General features: G+C 40.4%; 2 pseudogenes. One reads left to right on the top strand and one right to left on the bottom strand.

Features of this window, described 5'->3' with window-relative positions:
• A pseudogene (locus tag VXQ92_RS18145) lies at window positions 1-121 on the top strand (hypothetical protein); the annotation flags it as partial.
• 67 nt (window positions 122-188) lie between these two features.
• Here VXQ92_RS18145 and VXQ92_RS18140 read toward each other — a convergent pair.
• Window positions 189-1360 (bottom strand): annotated as a pseudogene (locus tag VXQ92_RS18140) (MFS transporter); the annotation flags it as partial.

Raw genomic sequence — 1360 nt, 5'->3', positions numbered from 1 at the left:
AAAAGTTGCATTAATTGGTGAAGCGGCTGTTGCTGGTGCGGCAGCAGTTGCAGCGAATAATGTAACTACCCCGGCTGTACCAAACAGTGTTACACCTGCAAATCCTGCATCATTGAACTAAGTGCTATATATAAAAAAAGCCGGTCAATTTTGAACCGGCTTTTTTATATCAGGGTGTTTGAAAATATTTAAATCTGATTATTTACATCTACATTTTTTGTTTCGCGTATTAATAAAAACGCGATTAATGATAAAAGTGATGCTGCTGTAAGATAATAACCAACTGCATATAAACCATATGTTTCAGCAAGTTTAGTTGCAATAAGCGGTGCAAAAGAAGCACCAAAAATACCAGCCAAGTTAAACGTTAAAGCTGAACCCGTATAACGTACTGAGGTTGGAAAAATTTCTGAAAGGACAGTACCAATTGGACCATAGGTCAAGCCCATAATTGCTAAGCCAGTACACAAGAACAAAAACACAATGAGTGTATTTCCAGACTCTAACATACTAGAGAAAAACAGTCCGAAAATTGCAGCAGCAATACATACACCAATAGAAGTAGCTTTACGGCCAAATTTTTCTGCAAAAATGGCAGAAAGAGGGATAAAGGCTGCAAAGCAAAGGGTTGCAAACAATTGAAGTTCTAAGAACTCACCACGCGCATAGCCTAGTCTGGTTGTTCCCCAGTTAAGTGCGAATACTGTAGTTAAATAAAACACAACGAAGGTACAGATTGCTGCAATCGTACCGAGAATAAGTTTGCCCGTGTGTTTTGTCACCACTTCTTTAAATGGAATATTAACTTCTTTTTGCTTATCTAAAACCTTCTGGAAAGCAGGGGTCTCATGAAGTTTTACATGAATGCTTGCTCAGGAATAGCAGCACTTAGAAGTAAAAAAGAACCAGTTGCTAAAATAAAACCGATAGGTGCGCCAAGTTGAGGGAACATGCCATACCATGCACGTTTGCCTTCAGGCGCATTTTCTGTAGCAAGTAAAACAGCACCACTCCATTCACCACCTAAGCCTAAGCCTTGTCCTAAACGACATAAGGCGAGCAATAAAGGCGCGACAATTCCAATCTGAGCATAGGTTGGTAATAAGCCAATACATACGGTTGAGATACCCATAGTGAGCAATGCTGCCACCAATGTTGCTTTACGACCTATACGATCTCCTAAATGCCCAAATAGTGCTGCACCGATAGGACGGGCAATAAAGGCGATTGCAAAAGTTGCAAGTGATTGTAAGACTGCGGCACTACCACTACTGGCAGGGAAAAATAGGTGTGGAAAAATGATAACGGCAGCAGTTGCATAGATATAAAAGTCGAAGAACTCAATGGTTGTACCGACTAA

The sequence above is a fragment of the Acinetobacter sp. 228 genome (assembly GCF_048147885.1).
The sequence above is the reverse complement of the archived record's forward strand: the minus strand, read 5'-3'. Positions and strand labels throughout refer to the sequence as shown.